Here is a 15,069-nt window from a genome sequence, read left to right on the forward strand (position 1 = left end):
AAGCGGTCAGACGCCGACCGGCCTTCCCCGCTCCCCGCGCTCGCCGTCCCGCACCGTCGGGGCGATCGCCTCGGGCGACTCGTCGTGGGTGAGGTCCGGCAGCCGGTGCAGCCACTTCGGCAGGTACCAGTTGCGCTCGCCGAGCAGGGACATCACGGCCGGCAGCAGGACGCCCCGGATGATCGTGGCGTCGATCAGCACCGCCGCCGCCAGGCCCACGCCCATCTGCTTCATCGACTGCATGGACAGCGTGCCGAAGATGGCGAACACGGCGACCATGATGACGGCGGCGCTGGTGACGACCCCCGCCGTGGTGACCACGCCGTGCTGGATCGCGTCCCGGGTGCTCCGCCCGCGCAGCCGGGCCTCGCGGATCCGGGAGACCACGAACACGTGGTAGTCCATCGACAGGCCGAACAGGATCACGAAGAGGAACAGCGGCAGCCACGTGATGATGGCGCCCACGCCCTCCGCGCCGACCAGCGAGGCGCCCCAGCCGTGCTGGAAGACGGCGACCAGGATGCCGTACGCGGCGCCCACCGAGAGCAGGTTGAGCACGATCGAGGTGATCGCGACCGTCAGCGAGCGGAAGGACACCAGCATCAGCAGGAAGGCGAAGACCACGACGAACGCGAAGACCGGCAGGACCGACCCGACGAGCTGGTCGTTGAAGTCCTTGTTGCCGGCCACCTGACCGGTGATCGGGGCCTCGACGCCGTCGACCCTGCCCAGCGTCGCGGGCCGCACGTCGTCGCGCAGCCTGTCCAGGCTCTCGCCCGCCTTGTCCTGGTCGGAGCCGCCGACCAGCGGGACGTACACCAGCGCGACGTTCTGCTCGTCGTGCGTCGTGATCTCCACCGGACCGCGCGAGGCGCCCGAACTGATCGCCCGCTCCCGGAAGTCGGCGAGCGCGGCCCGTACCTCGGGCGCGTTGATGTCGTCGGCCTTCACGACCACCTCGGCCGGGTCGGAACCGCCGGGGAAGGCCTCGTTGACCCGGTTGTACGTCTGCACGATGGGCAGCGAGTCGCCGAACTCCTGGTCCAGCGTCAGGTTCTGCGTCTTCATGCCCAGGGCGGGCGCGGCGACGGCCAGCAGCGCGCCGACGGCGACCACGGCGGCGAGCAGCGGCTTGGCCAGCACCCGCTTCAGCACGGCCGTCCAGAACCGGCTGCCCTCACCCGTCGAGCCGCTCGGCCGGCGCCGGCGCAGGAACGGCACGCGGCCCTTCTCCACCCGCTCGCCCAGCAGGGACAGCAGCGCCGGCAGCACCGTCACCGAGCCGACCATGGCGACCGCGACCACCATCAGCGAGGCCAGGCCCATCGCCTCGAACTCGGCGATGCCGGTGAACAGCATGCCCGCCATCGCCACGCACACCGTGACGCCGGAGACGACGATCGCCCGGCCACTGGTGGCGGCGGCGATCCTGAGCGCCGTCTGCGCGTCCCGTCCCGCGGCCCGCTCCTCACGCTCGCGGCGCAGGTAGAACAGGCAGTAGTCGACACCGACGGCCAGACCGACCAGCAGCATCACGGAGTTGGCGGTCTCGCTCATCGGCTGGAAGTGGCTGACCAGACCCATCAGCCCCATCGTCGCGATGATCGCGGTGATCGCCAGCGCCACCGGGACCAGCGCCGCCACCAGCGCGCCGAACGCGACGAGCAGGATGCCGAGGGCCACCGGGACCGCCGAGTACTCGGCCTTCTTGAAGTCGTCGCCGAACGCGTCGTCGAACGTCTTCATCATGCTGGCGCCGCCGATCTCCTCGATCCGCAGCGACTCGTGCTCCTTCTGGACGCCCTCGACCGCCTTCAGCACCGGCTCGACCCGGTCGCCCGCGGTGTCCGCCTCGCCGCGCATGTCGAACTGGACCAGTGCGCTGCGGCCGTCCTTCGAGATGGTCTTCGCGTCGTACGGAGAGGTGACGCCCGTGACCTTCCCGGTCTTCTCCACCGCCGTGACGACCGCGTCGACGGCGGCCCGGAACTCGGCGTCCGTGGCCGTCAGCCCGTCCGGCTTCGCCTGGACCAGGACCGACTCACTGGCCGGCTCGTCGATCTCCGCCTCCTCGACGATCCTGGCGGCGGTGTGCGTCTCGCCGCCCATCTGGTCGCTGTCCTTGACGTCGACCCGGCCGGCCGCCGAACCGAGGCCCATCGCCAGGACGACGAACAGCACCCAGATCCCGACGGCGGCCCAACGGTGCCGGGCGCTCCAGCCGCCCGCCCGGGCTGCTATGCCCCGCACCCGTGTCTCTCGGTTCCGCATGACCGGCCTGCCCCCTCCTGAGCGGTGCCGGCCCCCTGCCGCCACCTTGCGATTCGAAGGTATGGGCCGCGTAAGGCCGTGGCGTCGTGCTCTCCGGTGACGTGCGACGGCGCCGCTCTCATCCCTGCGTACCGCCGCACTCACCGCTGAGGAGGATCCCGGCCCCTTACATCTACCGGGGGCTTCCAGGGGCGGTGATCAGGGTCGGGTGGCGCACCGGAGCCTTTTGGAAGAGTTGTTGATTGAGTCACAGGCGTGTGTAGTGGTTGAAGCCCGCGCACCGCATCGGCGAGAGTGACGCGCACGTGCGCCCGGCGCGCGGACCCGGCCGTCGTGCCCGCCCCCACGGGGCACGACGGCCGTTCTATGGTGTGCGGATGACGACGATGTACGCGGCGCTGCTGCGCGGGGTCAACGTGGGCGGCGGCCGCAAGGTCCCGATGGCCGACCTGCGCGCGCTGCTCACCTCCCTCGGCCACGACGCCGTACGCACGCATCTGCAGAGCGGGCAGGCCGTCTTCGCGTCCGACCACGGTGACGAGGAGTCCCTGGCCCCTGAGGTGGCACAGGCGATCGAGAAGCGGTTCGGCTTCCCGGTCGACGTGATCGTGCGCGACCACGCCTATCTGAAGGGGGTCGTCGAGGCGTGCCCGTTCCCGGCCGCCGAGCTGGAGGCCAAGCAGCTGCACGTCACCTACTTCTCCGCGCCGGTCGACGCGGAGCGCTTCGCGGCGATCGACGCACCGGCCTTCCACCCGGAGGAGTTCCGCCTCGGCGACCGCGCCCTGTACCTCTACGCACCGGACGGACTCGGCCGCTCCAAGCTCGCCGAGGCCCTGGGCAGACCCCGCGTCAACAAGGGGCTGATCGCCACCAGCCGCAACTGGAACACGGTCACCAAGCTCGTGGAGCTGACCGGCGCCTGACGGGCTCCCGGGCCTCAGGCCCCGACCGCCAGCGCGACCGGCATCCGTGCCGCGTCGTAGCGTTCCAAGACGACCCGCGCCACCTCGGGTGCGGGACCCAGGACGTCCGCCAGCACGTCCGCCCCGGCCGCGCCCCGGGCGACACGGTCCGGCAGGAAACCGGGCGCCAGGACGTACGGGGCGACGGCGACGCGCGCACAGCCCAGCGCGCGCAACTGCCGTACCGCGTCCTCGGTGCGCGGAAGGGATGCGGAGGCGAACGCAGGCCGCACGGCGCACCAACCGGTGTGCCGCCACTCCCGCGCGATGTCAGCGATCACTGCGATCGCCTCCGGGTCGGAGGACCCCGCCGCGGCCAGCACGACCCCGGTCGAGGACTTGTCGGCGGGCGCCAGGCCCGCCTCGTACAGCCGCCGTTCCAGCGCCGACAGCAGCAGCGGCGAGGGGCCGAGCACCTCGGCCTGCCGGATCCGCAGACGCGGCGGCGCCGCCGCGAGGACCGCGGGGATGTCCGCCTTGGCGTGGAAGGCGCGGGTCAGCAATAGCGGGAGGGCCACCACGTCCCGCACGCCCTCGGTCTCCAGGGACTCCAGCACCCCCTGCACGGAGGGGACGTTGAAGTCCAGGAAGCCGGTCTCCACCCGCACGTTTGGACGCAGTGCCCGCACCCGGCGGACCAGGGCGTGCACGGTCGCGGCGTGCCGCGGGTCGCGGCTGCCGTGGGCGACGACGAGAAGCACCGGCGCGGACATGGCGTATCAGCCCTTCACCAGCAGACCGCGGCTGCGCAGCACCCAGCGCTCCAGCGGGCTGAAGATCAGCAGGTCGATGGCGATCCCGACGATCAGGATCAGCAGGATGGCCTCGAAGACCATGGCCATGTCGCTGGCGTTGCGGCCGTTCTCCAGCAACTGCCCGAGGCCCACGCCCAGGTCCGGGAACGAGGCGATGATCTCGGCGGCCATCAGTGAGCGCCAGGAGAACGCCCAGCCCTGCTTGAGCCCCGCCACATAGCCGGGCAGCGCGGCGGGCAGCACGATGTGCCAGGTGCCCTTCAGCCCCGTCGCACCCAGGGTGCGGCCCGCCCGCAGGAAGATCGGGGAGACCTGGTCGACGCCGGACACCAGGCCGTTGGCGATGGAGGGCACCGCGCCCAGCAGGATGACGGCGTACATCATCGAGTTGTTCAGACCCAGCCAGATCACGGCCGGCGGCACCCAGGCCACCGACGGCAGCGACTGGAGGCCGGAGAGGATCGGGCCGATCGCGGCACGCACGAACTTCACCCGCGCCACCAGCAGTCCCAGCGGGGTGCCGATGAGCAGCGCGAAGCAGAAGCCGAGCAGGCCGCGCGAGACGCTGGTCCAGATGTAGCCGAGCAACTCGCCCTGGAGCCAGGCCTGGTGCACCACGTCCCACACGTCGGAGGGGGCCGGCAGCCTGGTCGGGTCGTCGACGACGTCGAAGGAGACCAGGCCCTGCCAGAGAGCCAGCACGAGGAGCACGGCGACGGCCGGGGGCAGGATCTTCTCCACGAAGGTCTGCCGGAAGGGCTTGCGGCCCTGCTGCACCGACTCCAGTGCGTCCAGGCCCGCCTCCAGACCGGCGAGATCGCCGCTCTCCTTCGCGGGACGCGTCGTGTCAGTGCTGGCCATGGCGGCGGATCTCCCCACGCAGTTCTTCGGTGATCTCGACGGACAGCTCCGCCACGGCGGTGTCCTCGATACGGCGCGGGTGCTCGATGCCGACCGTCCACTCGCGCGCCACCCGTCCGGGACGCGAGGACAGCAGGACGACCCGCTCGGCCAGCCGCACGGCCTCGCGCACGTTGTGCGTCACGAACAGCACGGACAGCTTCGTCTCGCGCCAGATGCGGGTCAGCTCGTCGTGCAGCACGTCCCGCGTGATGGCGTCGAGGGCCGCGAACGGCTCGTCCATCAGCAGCAGCTTGCTCTCCTGCGCGAGCGCCCGGGCCATCGCCACCCGCTGGCGCATACCGCCGGACAGCTCGTGCACCCGCTTGCCGTACGCGCCCTTGAGCCGGACGAGTTCGAGCAGTTCCTCCGCCTTGTCGCGGCGCTCGGACTTGGGCACCCCCCGCAGCCTGAGGGCGAGTTCGATGTTCTTGCCCGCGGTCAGCCACGGGAACAGGGCGTGCTCCTGGAACATCAGGGCCGGCCGCCCGTCCGTGGTGATGCCGCCCGCGCTGGGCCGGTCCAGGCCGGCCACCAGGTTCAGCAGCGTGGACTTGCCGCACCCGGAGGCGCCCAGGAGGGTGACGAACTCACCGGGCGCGACATCGAGGGTGATGTCGTCCAGGACGAGCTGCTGCCCGGCGGGGCCCGCGAAGGACTTCGAGACGTGCTCGATCCGGGCGGCGTACGCGGCCGGCTCGGTGCCGTGGGCGGCCTTGGCGAGGGTCGTGGTCGTGGCCATGGTCGTCACCTCCTGGGTGGTCGGATCCGGGCTTTACTCGACGCCGAGCCCGGCGTCGTCGACCGCGGGCTTGCCCTTGGCCTTGAGGACCTTGTTCAGCAGGGTGAGGTCGTAGATGCCGTTCAGGTCGGGCCGCTCCAGCAGACCTGCCTTCACGGCGTGCTCCGCCTCGGCGCCGAGGGTGGCGGCCAGCGGGTCGTCGGTGAGCCTGATCGACTCCCAGGCCGGGTCCAGCACGTCGGCGGGCAGCGCCTTGCCGGAGTCCTTCTCCAACCGGGCGTTCGCCGCGGCCTTCGCCTCGTCCGGGTGGGTGGTGATCCACTCGTTGGTGTCGACCGACGCCCCGAGGACCGCCTCCACGGCCCCCGGGTGCTCCTCGAGGAACTTCTGCGACACGATGACGTTCGTGATCACGAACTTCTCGTCCGGCCACAGCGTCGACTCGTCGAGCAGTACCTTGCCGCCCTCGGCGACCAGCCGGGACGCGGTCGGCTCCGGCACCCACGCGCCGTCGACGGAACCGGACCTGTAGGCGTTCGGGGTCACCTTGTTGTCACTGCGGACGACCGTCACGTCGCCCTTGCCGCTCTGCGCGTCGACCTTCCAGCCCTGCTCGGCGATCCAGTTGAGGAACGCCACGTCCTGCGTGTTGCCCAGCTGCGGGGTGGCGATGCGCTTGCCCTTGACGTCCTTGAGGGACTTGATCCGGTCCGGGTTCACCACCAGCTTGACGCCGCCCGAGGCCGAACCGCCGACGATGCGCAGGTTCTTGCCGCCGGACTTGGTGTAACCGTTGATCGCCGGGGACGGGCCGATCCAGCCGATGTCGATGGAGCCCGAGTTCAGTGCCTCGATCTCGGACGGACCCGCGTTGAAGACCGCGTACTTGGCCTCGGTGCCGCCCAGTGCCTTCTGGAAGAAGCCCTTCTGGTTGGCGACCAGCGGCGTGGCGTGCGTGATGTTGCCGAAGTACCCGATCCGGACGGAGTCGAGACCGTCGATCTTCTCGGCGCCCGCGGCGATCTTCACGGTGTCGTCGTCCTTCGCCTGCGAGCCGTAGCCGCAGGCGGCCAGCGTCAGCAGGGGAAGGGCGGCTAGGACCGCCAGCGCGCGGCGCAGGGCGGAGAGGGCAGGCACGGGAGGGGTTCCTCTCGTTGGTCCGGCACGCACGCCTGTCGGTTCGTCCGAGGTGTCAGGTCGTGGCCGGGAGGTCGGCGGGTCTTCGGCTGCGGGGGGTGAGGGCGCGCGGGCGGTGCGCGTACGTCACCGCGCACATCGCGCCACCCCGCCCTGCCCGCTGCCGAGGGCGCCGCTGCCGACGCGGCCGCCCTCCTTGGCGAACGTGGAGTAGAAGTCGGGGGAGCCCATGCTCAGAAGTCCCACCCGTCGTCGTCCGCCGTGCCCTTCACGGGCTCCGGCGCGGCGAAGGACTCGCCGGCCATGCCGGCCGTGAGCGTGGTGCCGTCGGACGGGTCGATCAGGATGAACGAGCCCGTGCGCCGCGAGTCGGCATAGGAGTCGGCGGGCAACGGCTCGGCCGTGCGGATCTTCACCCGGCCGATGTCGTTGGCGACGAGCTGCCCGGGGTGCGGGTGCAGGGACAGGTCGTCCAGCGTGAGCCGGGCCGGGATGTCCTTGACGATCGCCTTGACGGTGCGGGTGCCGTGCTTGAGCAGCACCCGGTGGCCCACGGTGAGCGGCGCGTCGGCCACGTGGCAGACGGTGGCCTCGACGTCCTGGCTGGTGGCCGGGGCGTCCTCGCGGGGCACGATCAGGTCGCCGCGGGAGATGTCGATGTCGTCCTCGAGGAGCAGCGTCACCGACTGCGGCGTCCAGGCGGCCTCGACGGGGCTGCCGAGCAGGTCGATGCCGGACACCTTCGAGGTGCGGCCCGAGGGCAGCACGGTGACCTCGTCGCCCACGCGGAAGGTGCCGGCGGCGATCTGGCCCGCGTAGCCGCGGTAGTCGGGGTGCTCGGCGGTCTGCGGCCGGATCACGTACTGCACGGGCAGCCGGGCGTGGCAGTGCGCCAGGTCGTGACTGACCGGGACGGTCTCCAGGTGTTCGAGCACCGTCGGGCCGCCGTACCAGTCCATGACCGCGGAGGCCTCCACCACGTTGTCGCCCTCGAGCGCCGAGATGGGGATCGCGGTGACCTCGGGGACGCCCAGTTCGGTGGCGTACGCCGTGAACTCCTCGGCGATGGCCGCGAACACGGACTCCTGGTAGTCGACCAGGTCCATCTTGTTGACGGCGAGGACGACGTGCGGGACGCGCAGCAGGGCGGCGATCGCGGCGTGCCGGCGGGTCTGCTCGACGACGCCGTTGCGGGCGTCGACGAGGATCACCGTCAGCTCGGCCGTGGAGGCGCCGGTGACCATGTTCCGCGTGTACTGCACGTGCCCGGGGGTGTCGGCCAGGATGAACCGGCGGCGCGGGGTGGCGAAGTAGCGGTAGGCCACGTCGATGGTGATGCCCTGCTCGCGCTCGGCCCTGAGGCCGTCGGTGAGCAGGGCGAGGTCCGGGGCGTCCTGGCCGCGGCTCGCGGAGGCCCGCTCGACGGCCTCCAGCTGGTCGGTGAGGACCGACTTGGAGTCGTGCAGCAGCCGGCCCACCAGCGTGGACTTGCCGTCGTCGACCGAGCCGGCGGTGGCGAACCGCAGCAGGGTGGTCTCCGACAACTGCCAGACCGACAGCGGCTCGACGGGTTCGGTGGTGCTGGTCATGTCTAGAAGTACCCCTCGCGCTTGCGGTCTTCCATCGCGGCCTCGGACATCTTGTCGTCGGCGCGGGTGGCGCCGCGTTCGGTGAGCCGGGTGACGGCGATCTCGGCGATGACCTTCTCGATGGTGTCGGCGCCGGAGTCGACGGCGCCGGTGCAGGACATGTCGCCGACGGTGCGGTAGCGGACCCGCCGCTTCTCGATCGTCTCGCCGTCCTTCGGGCCGCCCCACTCGCCGGCCGTCAGCCACATGCCGGAGCGGGCGAAGACCTCGCGCTCGTGGGCGTAGTAGATCTGCGGCAGCTCGATGCCCTCGCGGGCGATGTACTGCCACACGTCCAGCTCGGTCCAGTTGGACAGCGGGAAGACGCGGACGTGCTCGCCCGGCGCGTGCCGGCCGTTGTACAGGTTCCACAGCTCGGGGCGCTGGCGGCGCGGGTCCCACTGGGAGAACTCGTCCCGCAGCGAGAACACCCGTTCCTTGGCCCGAGCCTTCTCCTCGTCGCGGCGCCCGCCGCCGAAGACCGCGTCGAACTTCTCCGCCTGGATCTTCTCGGTCAGCGGCAGCGTCTGGAGCGGGTTGCGGGTGCCGTCCGGGCGCTCCTTGAGCACCCCGCGGTCGATGTAGTCCTGCACGGAGGCGACGTGCAGCCGCAGCCCGTGCCTCTCCACCGTGCGGTCCCGGTACTCCAGGACCTCGGGGAAGTTGTGCCCGGTGTCCACGTGCAGCAGGGAGAACGGCACGGCCGCAGGGGCGAACGCCTTCAGCGCCAGGTGCAGCATCAGGATCGAGTCCTTGCCGCCGGAGAAGAGGATCACCGGCCGCTCGAACTCGCCCGCCACCTCGCGGAAGATGTGCACGGCTTCCGATTCGAGCGCGTCGAGGTGGGAGAGGGCGTACGGGCCGGCCGTACCCTCCCGCGCCGCTTCGGCGGTCGTCGTCATGCCAGTCCCCTTTCGGTGAGCAGGGCGTGGACCGCCGCGGCGGACTCCTGGACGGTCTGGTCCTGCGACTCGATGCGCAGGTCGGGCTTGACGGGCTCCTCGTAGGGGTCGTCCACCCCGGTGAGGCCGGTCAGCTCACCCGCGGCCTGCTTGGCGTACAGGCCCTTCACGTCGCGCACCGAGCACACCTCGACGGGGGTGGCCACGTGCACCTCGACGTACGCCGTGCCGTTCGCCTCGTGACGCTCGCGGACCGCGTCGCGGCTGTCCGCGTACGGTGCGATCACCGGGACCAGCGCCGTGACGCCGTTGCGGGCGAGCAGTTCGGCGACGAAGCCGATGCGCTGCACGTTGGTGTGCCGGTCCGCGCGGTCGAAGCCGAGGCCCGCGGAGAGGAACTCACGGATCTCGTCGCCGTCGAGCAGCTCGACGCGCCGGCCCTCCTCGCGCAGGCGGTCGGCCAGCTCGCGGGCGATGGTGGTCTTGCCGGCGCTGGGCAGCCCCGTGAGCCAGACGGTGGCTCCGGTCGTCACGTGGTTCTCCCTGGGTATCGATGGTCCGGTGGTCGTCGGCCCGGTGGCCGTCGGTCCCGTGGTGGTCGTCATGTCAGCCGTGCAGTCCGCACTCGGTCTTGGCGCGGCCCGCCCAGCGTCCGGCGCGGGCGTCCTCGCCCTCCAGCACACGGCGGGTGCAGGGCGCGCAGCCCACGGAGGCATAGCCGTCCATCAGCAGCGGGTTGGTGAGGACGCCGTGCTCGGTGACGTACGTTTGCACATCTTCCCGTGACCACTTGGCGATGGGCGAGATCTTCACCTTGCCGCGCTTCTCGTCCCAGCCGACGACCGGAGTGTTCGCCCGGGACTCCGACTCGTCGCGGCGCAGTCCGGTCGCCCAGGCCTGGTAGCCCTTCAGGCCCTCCTCCAGCGGCTTGACCTTGCGCAGCGCGCAGCACAGGTCGGGGTCGCGGTCGTGCAGCCTGGGCCCGTACTCGGCGTCCTGCTCGGCGACCGTCTGGCGCGGGGTGAGCGTGATGACGTTCACGTCCATCACGGCCTCGACCGCGTCGCGGGTGCCGATGGTCTCCGGGAAGTGGTAGCCGGTGTCGAGGAACACCACGTCCACGCCGGGCAGGGCGCGGGAGGCGAGGTGGGCGACGACCGCGTCCTCCATGGAGGAGGTCACGCAGAACCGGTTGCCGAAGGTCTCGGCCGCCCACTGGAGGATCTCCAGCGCCGTGGCCTCCTCCAGCTCACGGCCCGCCCGCTCGGCCAGCGCCCTGAGGTCCTCGGTCGTACGCTCTTCCTGAACCGCGGTCATGTCGGTTCCCCTCCCGTGGAGTCGGGCTGGAGACCCCGGGCCAGCAGCCCGAGGAACTTCAGCTGGAATGCGCGGTTGCACGCCCCGCATTCCCAGGCGCCGTGGCCCTGCTCGCCGGGACGCAGGTCCTCGTCGCCGCAGTAGGGGCAGTAGAAGGGCGCGGCGCGCTCGCTCACGACAGGGCCTCCTCGGAGGCCCGGGCCGCCCAGGCGGCGAAGCGCTCGCCGTCTTCGCGCTCTGCCTGGAAGCGGGTGAGGACGCGCTCGATGTAGTCCGGCAGCTCGTCGGAGGTCACCTTCAGGCCGCGCACCTTGCGGCCGAAGCCGGCCTCCAGGCCGAGGGCGCCGCCCAGGTGCACCTGGTAGCCCTCGACCTGCTCGCCCCGCTCGTCGAGCATGAGCTGGCCCTTGAGCCCGATGTCCGCGGTCTGGATGCGGGCGCAGGCGTTCGGGCAGCCGTTGAGGTTGATGGTGAGGGGTTCGTCGAAGTCCGGGAGGCGGCGCTCCAGTTCGTCGATCAGCGAGGCGCCGCGTGCCTTGGTCTCGACGATGGCGATCTTGCAGAACTCGATGCCGGTGCAGGCCATGGTGCCGCGCCGGAAGGTGGAGGGGCGGGCGGTGAGGTCGAGTGCCTCCAGGGACTCCACCAGGGAGTCGACCCGTCCCTCCTCGACGTCGAGGACGATCATCTTCTGCTCGACCGTGGTGCGCACCCGGCCCGAGCCGTGCGCCTCCGCCAGGTCGGCGACCTTGGTGAGGATCGTGCCGTCGACGCGGCCGACGCGCGGGGCGAAGCCGACGTAGTAGCGGCCGTCTTTCTGCCGGTGCACGCCGATGTGGTCGCGCCAGCGGCTGGTGGGCTCGGCGGGCGCCGGGCCGTCGGTCAGCTTCCGCTTCAGGTACTCGTCCTCCAGCACCTGGCGGAACTTCTCCGGGCCCCAGTCGGCGACCAGGAACTTCAGGCGGGCGCGGTTGCGCAGCCGCCGGTATCCGTAGTCGCGGAAGATGGAGATGACACCCTCGTAGACGTCGGGCACGTCCTCGATGGGCACCCAGGCGTTCAGCCGCACGCCCAGCTTGGGGTTGGTGGACAGACCGCCGCCGACCCAGAGGTCGAAGCCGGGCCCGTGCTCGGGGTGCTCGACGCCGACGAACGCCACGTCGTTGATCTCGTGCACGACGTCCTGCACCGGCGACCCGGAGATCGCGGTCTTGAACTTGCGGGGGAGGTTCGAGTAGGCCGGGTTGTTCAGCACCCGGCGCTTCATCTCCTCCAGCGCCGGTGTGCCGTCGATGATCTCGTCCTCGGCGATGCCCGCCACGGGGGAGCCGATCATCACGCGCGGCGTGTCGCCGCAGGCGGTCACCGTGGACAGGCCGACGCCCTCGAGACGGCTCCAGATCTCCGGCACGTCCTCGATCCGGATCCAGTGGTACTGGATGTTCTGCCGGTCGGTGATGTCGGCCGTGCCGCGCGCGAACTCCTGTGAGATCTCTCCGACGACGCGCAGCTGGTCCGTGGTCAGCGCGCCGCCGTCGATGCGGACCCGGAGCATGAAGTAGCGGTCGTCCAGCTCCTCCGGCTCGAGGATCGCCGTCTTGCCGCCGTCGATGCCCTGGCGGCGCTGGGTGTACAGACCCCACCAGCGCATGCGGCCGCGCAGGTCGCCGGGGTCGATCGAGTCGAATCCACGCTTGGAGTAGATCGTCTCAATGCGTGTCCGCACATTGAGACCGTCGTCGTCCTTCTTGGTCTGTTCGTTGCTGTTGAGCGGGGTGAAGTGCCCGGCCGCCCACTGGCCCTCGCCGCGGTGACGGCTCACCTTGCGGCGGGGGCTCGCGGCAGCAGGCTTCGGCGGAGTGGCGGCCATGGGTGACACGTCCTTTGAGAACAGGTGGAAAAGGGCTCTGACCTGCGCGCATGGCGCATGGCGCTACGTGGGCGTACGTGAGACACGCGTGCGCGTCATTGCGCGGGAGCGGGGTGAATGCGGGGGTTCCGGAGGTGCTGGAGAGTGCTCTCAGCGGCCCGGACAGATGGCGCTGGACATACGGCCGAGGTCGACGTGGCGCCGACTCACCAAGGCAATTCCAGTTCCAGGCATGTCGGAAGACTGGCACGGCGATCTGGACCAGGTCCAGCTTAATCCAAAATGTGGACACCCTTGTCTCGTTGAGCGAGACAAGGGTGTCGTGGGTCACATGTGCGGCGCCGTGCGGGCAGACGGCCGAAAACAGACGTGTCGGCGCAGGTCAGGTGGGGAAGGCTCCGGGCCACGGCCCCGGAGTGGCCACGTCCGCCTCCTCCTCCACCTTCGTGTCGAACAGCCGGAAGCCGCGGCGCCGGTAGTTGTCCATGGCGTACTCGCCGTCCTTGCTGCAGGTGTGCAGCCAGACCCGCTTGGTGGTGGCCAGCCCCGGCCAGCGCTCGGCCAGGTCCCAGGCGCGGGCGGTGCCGTAGGAGAGGAGGTGGCCGCCGATGCGCCGGCCGCGGAAGGCCTTGAGCAGGCCGAAGTACTCGATCTCCACGACGCCGTCGTCCCCGGGTGTCAGCTCCACGTATCCGGCTGGCGTGCCGCGGTCGTAGGCCACCCAGGTCTCCACGCCCGGCCGCTCCAGGTGCTCCCGCCAGCGGGCGTGGCTCCAGCCGAGCCGGTCCGTCCAGCGGATGTCGCCGCCGACCGAGGCGTACAGGAAGCGGCTGAACTCGGGGGAGGGCACCTCGGAGCGGACGATCCGGACGTCCCCCTCCGGGGCGGCGGCCGGCAGCAGATCGGTCGGCGCCGTCTGCTCCAGGGACCACGTGGTCACGGCGATGTTGGTCATGCCGGTCAGGGAATCATCCGCTCCGCGGGTCTGTCGATCCCCGCCCGCGCGGGCCGGTGCGACGCCCGCGACGGCGACGGCGCGTCAGCCGAGGGCGTCCTCGATCGAGGTCATCGGCAGCGCGAACAGCATCCGGCCGGACTGGGACCAGACCTCGCCGGTCGGTGCCGAGTACGACAGTGAACCCGCCGGTCCGCTCCAGCACTGCTGCGACCGGTCCGCGCCGCACTCCGAGGCCCGCGCGCCCTGCGTGTCCTGGCGCCACAGGGTGCCGCGTCCGTCCTGCCCGCCGGGCGCGCGTCCCAGGTACCAGTCCGTCCGTGTCGCGCCGGGCGGGCGGTACGACAGTACGCCGCCGACCTCGGCCGCACCGGTCTCGTACGCCTCCACCGCGTTGACGTGCCCGGTGGAGTCCGTGACCGGCAGTCCGCCGCGCTCGGGGTCGGGGCCGGCGCGCAGGGCGTAGCGCCACAGCCGGGTGGGCCGGTCGCCGTCCGCGTCCACGCGCTCGCTCGCCACCAGGCTGTCGGGGGTCGTGCCGCGGTCCAGGGAGATCGCGCCGGGGCGGGCGGCGCCGTCGAGGTCGGGGAGCCGGTAGGAGGCGATGGCGGGCAGGACGTAGCGGTGGCCGCCCGCGGCCCAGCCGCCGGGCACCCGGCCGACGGCGTCCGCCGCGGTGGTGGCGCGCTGGACCCGCCGCACGTCGTACACGTACAGCGCGTCGCGGTCCCCGGCGGCCGCGGTGACCAGCAGCTTGTCGCGGTACCAGACCATGCCGGTGACGGGGGAGGCCAGGCCCCGGTAGTCGTGACCGCCGTCGACCGGGACGGCGAGGAGCGCCGAGGTGTAGCCGAGCCGGCCGGGGTCGTCGGCGTTGACGAAGGAGACCCGGGCGAGACCGCCCTGGGGTGTGCCGTCGTCGCGGGACCAGGCGGAGAGGACGACGCGGTGGCCGCCCCAGCGGCCGTCTTTCTCCGCCTCCCCCGAGGTGGTGACGGCGCCGGGGCGCCAGCCGTCGGTGTCGGTCTCGTCCCAGCAGTAGGCGCGGGTGGCGGCGGGGGAGACCGGCAGCGCCTCGCGCTCCCCGGCCGTGCAGTCGTCGGCGTCGCGCAGGGTGCGGTCGGCGGAGTCGAGGACGGTGTCGACGCCCACCGGGTCGCCCATCGCGGCGGAGAGCCGGTCCAGCCAGGCCGTCGGCACCCGGTGCTCGGTCAGCCGCAGCGCCTCGGTGTCGGCGGCGGAGGTGAGGGGCTTGAGGGTGCCGGGATCGTCGGCGACCGTGGCCTGCGAGGCGCTGATCAGCGTGGCCGCGCCGGTCAGGGCGAGCGCGGCGCCGGTCAGGGCCGCGCGCAGTGCCCTGCCCCGTCTGCGCCGGCGGTGTCTGCCGCGCTGCTTCATACAACCTCCACGGACACCGGACCAACTGTGCTCCACGGTGGACGCGTTGACCGAGGAGCGGATGAGGCGGTCCGTAGAGGATGCTACGGCAGACGGACGGCCCGGCGGACGCAGACGATGCAAATATGCGGAATCAACCCGTCTTTACGGCCATCCGGGTCGTCCGCATCGAGGGCGGTACGAGGCGGGTCCCGTCACCCCGTCACCCCGTCGCCCCGTCGTACGTCGG

Annotated in this window: 15 protein-coding genes; 1 reads left to right on the plus strand and 14 read right to left on the minus strand. The window is 71.5% G+C overall.

Going from position 1 to position 15,069, the window contains the following annotated elements; all coding sequences use genetic code 11:
• Positions 1-6: 6 nt before the first annotated feature.
• Positions 7-2,271, minus strand: a complete 2,265-nt coding sequence (locus AB0P07_RS17885; protein WP_365551571.1) for an MMPL family transporter — start codon at positions 2,269-2,271, stop codon at positions 7-9.
• Between the two features lie 377 nt (positions 2,272-2,648).
• Between AB0P07_RS17885 and AB0P07_RS17890 the strand changes: the two genes are divergently transcribed.
• The gene (locus AB0P07_RS17890; protein ID WP_365551574.1) at positions 2,649-3,197 is read left to right on the plus strand and encodes a DUF1697 domain-containing protein; all 549 of its coding nucleotides are present in this window, start codon (positions 2,649-2,651) and stop codon (positions 3,195-3,197) included.
• 14 nt (positions 3,198-3,211) lie between these two features.
• Here AB0P07_RS17890 and AB0P07_RS17895 read toward each other — a convergent pair whose 3' ends face one another.
• The 13 genes from AB0P07_RS17895 to AB0P07_RS17955 form a co-directional block, all read right to left on the minus strand.
• Complete coding sequence (locus AB0P07_RS17895; protein WP_365551577.1) at positions 3,212-3,949, minus strand: sirohydrochlorin chelatase; 738 nt, start codon at positions 3,947-3,949, stop codon at positions 3,212-3,214.
• Between the two features lie 6 nt (positions 3,950-3,955).
• The gene (locus tag AB0P07_RS17900; RefSeq protein ID WP_365551580.1) at positions 3,956-4,852 is read right to left on the minus strand and encodes an ABC transporter permease; all 897 of its coding nucleotides are present in this window, start codon (positions 4,850-4,852) and stop codon (positions 3,956-3,958) included.
• Positions 4,839-5,633, minus strand: coding sequence for an ABC transporter ATP-binding protein (locus tag AB0P07_RS17905; protein ID WP_365551583.1), 795 nt, complete (start codon positions 5,631-5,633; stop codon positions 4,839-4,841). The genes AB0P07_RS17900 and AB0P07_RS17905 overlap by 14 nt, the downstream gene beginning before the upstream one ends.
• Before the next feature lie 33 nt (positions 5,634-5,666).
• Positions 5,667-6,770, minus strand: a complete 1,104-nt coding sequence (locus AB0P07_RS17910; RefSeq protein WP_365551586.1) for an aliphatic sulfonate ABC transporter substrate-binding protein — start codon at positions 6,768-6,770, stop codon at positions 5,667-5,669.
• 233 nt (positions 6,771-7,003) lie between these two features.
• The gene (locus AB0P07_RS17915; RefSeq protein ID WP_365551589.1) at positions 7,004-8,359 is read right to left on the minus strand and encodes a GTP-binding protein; all 1,356 of its coding nucleotides are present in this window, start codon (positions 8,357-8,359) and stop codon (positions 7,004-7,006) included.
• 2 nt (positions 8,360-8,361) lie between these two features.
• A complete protein-coding gene (gene cysD / locus AB0P07_RS17920) occupies positions 8,362-9,300 on the minus strand; it encodes a sulfate adenylyltransferase subunit CysD (protein WP_365551592.1) in 939 nt (312 codons plus the stop codon).
• Entirely contained in the window at positions 9,297-9,905 is a 609-nt protein-coding gene (cysC, locus tag AB0P07_RS17925; RefSeq protein ID WP_365551595.1) for an adenylyl-sulfate kinase, read from the minus strand. Before cysC ends, cysD begins: the two co-directional genes overlap by 4 nt.
• Position 9,906: 1 nt before the next feature.
• Positions 9,907-10,617, minus strand: a complete 711-nt coding sequence (locus tag AB0P07_RS17930) for a phosphoadenylyl-sulfate reductase (RefSeq protein WP_365551598.1) — start codon at positions 10,615-10,617, stop codon at positions 9,907-9,909.
• Positions 10,614-10,793 carry a hypothetical protein gene (locus AB0P07_RS17935; RefSeq protein WP_061441935.1) on the minus strand — a complete coding sequence of 60 codons (180 nt, stop codon included), beginning with the start codon at positions 10,791-10,793 and terminating at the stop codon, positions 10,614-10,616. Before AB0P07_RS17935 ends, AB0P07_RS17930 begins: the two co-directional genes overlap by 4 nt.
• A complete protein-coding gene (sirA, locus tag AB0P07_RS17940) occupies positions 10,790-12,487 on the minus strand; it encodes a sulfite reductase SirA (protein WP_362477570.1) in 1,698 nt (565 codons plus the stop codon). The genes AB0P07_RS17935 and sirA overlap by 4 nt, the downstream gene beginning before the upstream one ends.
• A 150-nt stretch (positions 12,488-12,637) precedes the next feature.
• Complete coding sequence (locus AB0P07_RS17945; protein ID WP_309475039.1) at positions 12,638-12,721, minus strand: putative leader peptide; 84 nt, start codon at positions 12,719-12,721, stop codon at positions 12,638-12,640.
• A 148-nt stretch (positions 12,722-12,869) separates the two neighbouring features.
• Positions 12,870-13,442, minus strand: a complete 573-nt coding sequence (locus tag AB0P07_RS17950; protein WP_365551602.1) for a GNAT family N-acetyltransferase — start codon at positions 13,440-13,442, stop codon at positions 12,870-12,872.
• Positions 13,443-13,526: 84 nt separating this feature from the next.
• A complete protein-coding gene (locus AB0P07_RS17955) occupies positions 13,527-14,840 on the minus strand; it encodes a hypothetical protein (RefSeq protein ID WP_365551605.1) in 1,314 nt (437 codons plus the stop codon).
• Positions 14,841-15,069: the final 229 nt, after the last annotated feature.

The organism is Streptomyces sp. NPDC085944 (assembly GCF_040686295.1).
Lineage (GTDB): Bacteria > Actinomycetota > Actinomycetes > Streptomycetales > Streptomycetaceae > Streptomyces > Streptomyces salinarius.

Excerpts from the sequence above, each read along its gene's own strand:
- AB0P07_RS17885 (WP_365551571.1), bottom strand. The coding sequence starts at position 2,271 with ATGCGGAACCGAGAGACACGGGTGCGGGGCATAGCAGCCCGGGCGGGC.
- AB0P07_RS17895 (WP_365551577.1), bottom strand. The coding sequence starts at position 3,949 with ATGTCCGCGCCGGTGCTTCTCGTCGTCGCCCACGGCAGCCGCGACCCG.
- AB0P07_RS17945 (WP_309475039.1), bottom strand. The coding sequence starts at position 12,721 with ATGCCTGGAACTGGAATTGCCTTGGTGAGTCGGCGCCACGTCGACCTC.
- AB0P07_RS17955 (WP_365551605.1), bottom strand. The coding sequence starts at position 14,840 with ATGAAGCAGCGCGGCAGACACCGCCGGCGCAGACGGGGCAGGGCACTG.
- cysC (WP_365551595.1), bottom strand. The coding sequence starts at position 9,905 with ATGACGACCACCACGGGACCGACGGCCACCGGGCCGACGACCACCGGA.
- AB0P07_RS17905 (WP_365551583.1), bottom strand. The coding sequence starts at position 5,633 with ATGGCCACGACCACGACCCTCGCCAAGGCCGCCCACGGCACCGAGCCG.
- cysD (WP_365551592.1), bottom strand. The coding sequence starts at position 9,300 with ATGACGACGACCGCCGAAGCGGCGCGGGAGGGTACGGCCGGCCCGTAC.
- sirA (WP_362477570.1), bottom strand. The coding sequence starts at position 12,487 with ATGGCCGCCACTCCGCCGAAGCCTGCTGCCGCGAGCCCCCGCCGCAAG.
- AB0P07_RS17915 (WP_365551589.1), bottom strand. The coding sequence starts at position 8,359 with ATGACCAGCACCACCGAACCCGTCGAGCCGCTGTCGGTCTGGCAGTTG.
- AB0P07_RS17890 (WP_365551574.1), top strand. The coding sequence starts at position 2,649 with ATGACGACGATGTACGCGGCGCTGCTGCGCGGGGTCAACGTGGGCGGC.
- AB0P07_RS17930 (WP_365551598.1), bottom strand. The coding sequence starts at position 10,617 with ATGACCGCGGTTCAGGAAGAGCGTACGACCGAGGACCTCAGGGCGCTG.
- AB0P07_RS17900 (WP_365551580.1), bottom strand. The coding sequence starts at position 4,852 with ATGGCCAGCACTGACACGACGCGTCCCGCGAAGGAGAGCGGCGATCTC.
- AB0P07_RS17950 (WP_365551602.1), bottom strand. The coding sequence starts at position 13,442 with ATGACCAACATCGCCGTGACCACGTGGTCCCTGGAGCAGACGGCGCCG.